The sequence below is a fragment of the Bacillus sp. 05T31 genome (genome assembly GCF_056396725.1).
On record NZ_JBFTMA010000459.1, the window covers coordinates 1 to 3,605 of the forward strand.

General features: G+C 34.7%; 3 protein-coding genes. All 3 read left to right on the forward strand.

Annotated features, from left to right (window positions below):
* Positions 1-210: 210 nt before the first annotated feature.
* The 3 genes from AC1DJR_RS21840 (at position 211) to AC1DJR_RS21850 (ending at position 3,566) form a co-directional block, all read left to right on the forward strand.
* Positions 211-669 (forward strand): methylated-DNA--[protein]-cysteine S-methyltransferase, encoded by a 459-nt coding sequence (locus AC1DJR_RS21840; RefSeq protein ID WP_002135839.1) that lies wholly within the window; start codon positions 211-213, stop codon positions 667-669.
* Between the two features lie 165 nt (positions 670-834).
* On the forward strand, positions 835-1,833 hold the full coding sequence (locus AC1DJR_RS21845) for a DUF2628 domain-containing protein (protein ID WP_477003484.1): 999 nt from the start codon (positions 835-837) through the stop codon (positions 1,831-1,833).
* Positions 1,834-1,904: 71 nt separating this feature from the next.
* A complete protein-coding gene (locus AC1DJR_RS21850; RefSeq protein ID WP_113770192.1) occupies positions 1,905-3,566 on the forward strand; it encodes a peptide ABC transporter substrate-binding protein in 1,662 nt (553 codons plus the stop codon).
* Positions 3,567-3,605 lie beyond the last annotated feature (39 nt).

Genomic DNA, 3,605 nt, shown 5'->3' on the forward strand with positions numbered 1-3,605 from the left:
CACATAGGTGACATAATGATACGGTTTTTTAGCGTAACGTCCTTAATTGTATAAGGTGAAAAGAGTTGAAACTCCATCAAATATCCCCCTTGATTGAATTTTCTTACATTGTATCATCCTCTTTTTTGTTTCCCTAATAAAACGCTTATACGAAAAATTTCGTCTATYCGTGTTACAATAAATAATATGTAATGAATTGGAGGATGACATATGTACCAGGCTTATTATGATAGTGAATTAGGTTTGTTAGAAATTACAGCGAACGAAGAAGGAATTACGTCTGTTATATTTGTTGAAGAAAGAAAAGAAGAACATAAAAATGAACTTGTTGAACAATGTATAAATGAATTAGATGAATACTTTGAAGGAAAAAGAAAAGAGTTTACAGTTCCATTGTCTGCTGAAGGAACACCATTCCAAAAGAATGTATGGGATGCACTTTACACTGTTCCGTATGGCGTAAGTGCTTCATATTTAGATATTGCGGAGAAGGTTGGGAATACGAAAGCTGTACGAGCGATAGGRGGGGCAAATAGCCGGAATCCAATTTCAATTATCGTTCCATGCCATCGTGTAATAGGAAAGAGTGGAAAACTTGTTGGGTATGCGGGTGGTTTATGGAGGAAAGAGTGGTTATTGAAACATGAAGGTATTTTAAATAAATCGTAAGAAACAACCTTTGGAACGAGGGAGTTAGCTCGGCTGTCCTAAGACAAATTCGTTAGCTATCAAAAGGAAAGATGAACCGAGAAGCCCCCACTTCGGGGTAAGCTCGTAAGAGATACTAAGTGGTGGGTAGTTCACAATGAAGTATGGATGGAAAGAGGGATTGTTTTGAAATGTATAAATTGTGGGCGACCTTGTATTAATGATCAGCTGAATTGTGCAAATTGTCAACGAAACTTGCATAATGAACAAGGTGAAGAAAGCTCGCTAATAGACAAAGAATTAGAAGTATATGTAGGGAGACAATACCCATATTACAAAAGAAAATGGGAGCTTGAGAATAAGCGAATTGCTAGGTGGAGCTGGAATGGTCTGGCTGCTATTTTTAATGTAGGTTGGCTTGGATATCGTAAGTATTACGTACCTGCTGCTTTATTTATACTGTTATTAGTAGCATGTGATGCATTTTCTTATTATATGGGGTTCAACGTAGCATTGCCAATCATTAATATGGTGCCTCTCACGTTTTTATTACTCGTTTTCATTCTATTTGGGATGGGGATTTTTGCAAATGGATTATTTTATCAATTTGCAGAAAGGCGTATATATCGAATAAAAGCACGGGGAATTAAAGATGAATCGGTTGAAAATTATCTCATCCGTGATAGTGGTGGAACGAGTAAAATGGGAGCAACAATCGTTACTATTTTAGCAGTTGCTAGTATTTTGTTTAGTCATTTCTTTTTCCCAACTGATCGGGATATTATTCAAAAAGTTCGTACAAGCTCGCTTTATGAATATCCAGTCTTTTCAATTGGTGAATCGTTCGAAAATTATTTTCAAAATTCAGGATGGATATACTATCGGGGAACGGAAGGATTAGAATTAGTAGAATTTCAGGGGGAGAGTCCTGAGATGCCAAGGAAAAAAGTGACAATTCAATTTATTGTTGATTATAAATTGGGWGAARTGGAACCATATTCMCTTACGATTAAYGGTGAATCTAAAAATGAAGAAGAGTTTTTGAAGATAATGGAGGAAATATTTAAAGTTCAAAATCCATTTGATATAGAGGATGGCTTACAAGTAAATGCTATTCAACAAAGCGGAGGGAAAGCAATTTCTGACCGCTTTTTTTCTTTTTATGAAAATAAATATTTAAAATAATCAGAATTTTTTGTATAATAAAATATATTATACAAGTTTTAACTTATACATATAGATTGGGGGAAGGAAGAATGAAGAGAAAGACAATAACAATTGCTGCACTTGCATTATCGGCTAGTGTATTGGTTGCGGGATGTGGGAATGGGGAGAAGGCTTCGACAACGAAGAAAGAATCAAGTAAGGGAATGGCAGATAAACAAGTTTTAAATTTGCTAGAAACAGCTGAAATTCCTTCAATGGATACATCTAAATCAACAGATTCTGTATCTTTCCGTGTATTTGTAAATGCAATGGAAGGATTATATCGTCTAGATAAAGATAATAAACCAACTCCAGGTATGGCCAAAGACGTGAAGATTAGTGAAGATAAAAAGACATATACATTTGAATTACGTGATGCAAAATGGTCAAATGGTGATCCAGTTCGAGCACAAGATTTTGTATATGCATGGCAACGTACATTAGATAAAGCAATAGCAGCAGAATATGCATTTATTTTATTTGATGTGAAAAATGCACAGAAAGTAAATAAAGGAGAAGTACCGTCGGATCAATTAGGTGTTAAAGCGAAGGATGATAAAACGTTGGTAGTAGAATTAGAGCAACCAGCACCTTATTTCCTTGAGCTTACTTCGTTCCCTACATTCTTCCCATTAAATGAAAAGTATGTAAAAGGACAAGGGGATAAATACGGATTAGAAGCAGATAAATTATTGTACAATGGACCATTTACAATGAGTGAATGGAAACATGAACAAAGTTACCAGTTAAAGAAAAACCCAAATTATTGGGATAAAGATGCTGTAAAATTACAAGAAATTAATGTRGGTATAGTAAAAGAGACAAGTACTGGGGTGAATTTATATGATAGTGATCAAGCAGACCGTGTCATTTTAAGTTCTGAGTTTGTAGACAAATATAAAAAGAATAAACCAGATGAATTTAAAACGAAGCTAGACCCACGTATGTATTTCCTACGTTTTAATCAAAAAAATGCAACGTTTAAAAATCAAAAGGTTCGTGAGGCGATTGATTTAGCGTACGATAAAAAAGGAATTGCGGATGTAATTTTGAATGATGGATCATTGCCAGCGTATTTCTTAGTACCTGAAAAGTTTACGACAGGACCAGATGGAAAAGACTTCCGTACTGTAAATAAAAATTTCCGTGACAGTAAAGATAATGCTGCGAAAGCAAAAAAACTGTGGGAAGAAGCGAAGAAAGAACTTGGTCAAGATACAATTACAGTAGAATTACTAAATGATGATAACGGTAGCCGTAAAAAAGTGGGCGACTTTATTAAAGAAGAATTAGAGAAAAACTTACCTGGTATTAAAGTGAATTTGAAGCAACAACCATATAAGCAGAAGTTAGATTTAGAAAAGAAATTTGAATATGAATTCTCATTATCTGCATGGAGTCCAGATTATCCAGACCCAATGACATATATTGATATGTTCGTTACTGGAAGCTCATTTAATGAAATGGATTATTCAAATCCGAAGTACGATGATTTAGTAGCAAAATCAAAAGGAGAACTACTAAAAGATGACGCAGCACGCTGGAAAGCACTTGCAGAAGCTGAAAAAATCTTAATTGGTCAAGATGCTGCAATCTCTCCTACGTACCAACAAAGTACAGCATACTTAGAGAAGACGTATGTAAATGGTATTGCTAACCATACGTTCGGTGGCGACTTTAGTTATAAATGGGCATATATTACAAAGAAATAGTATAATAAAAGATGAGTGAATTTTCGCTCATCTTTTATT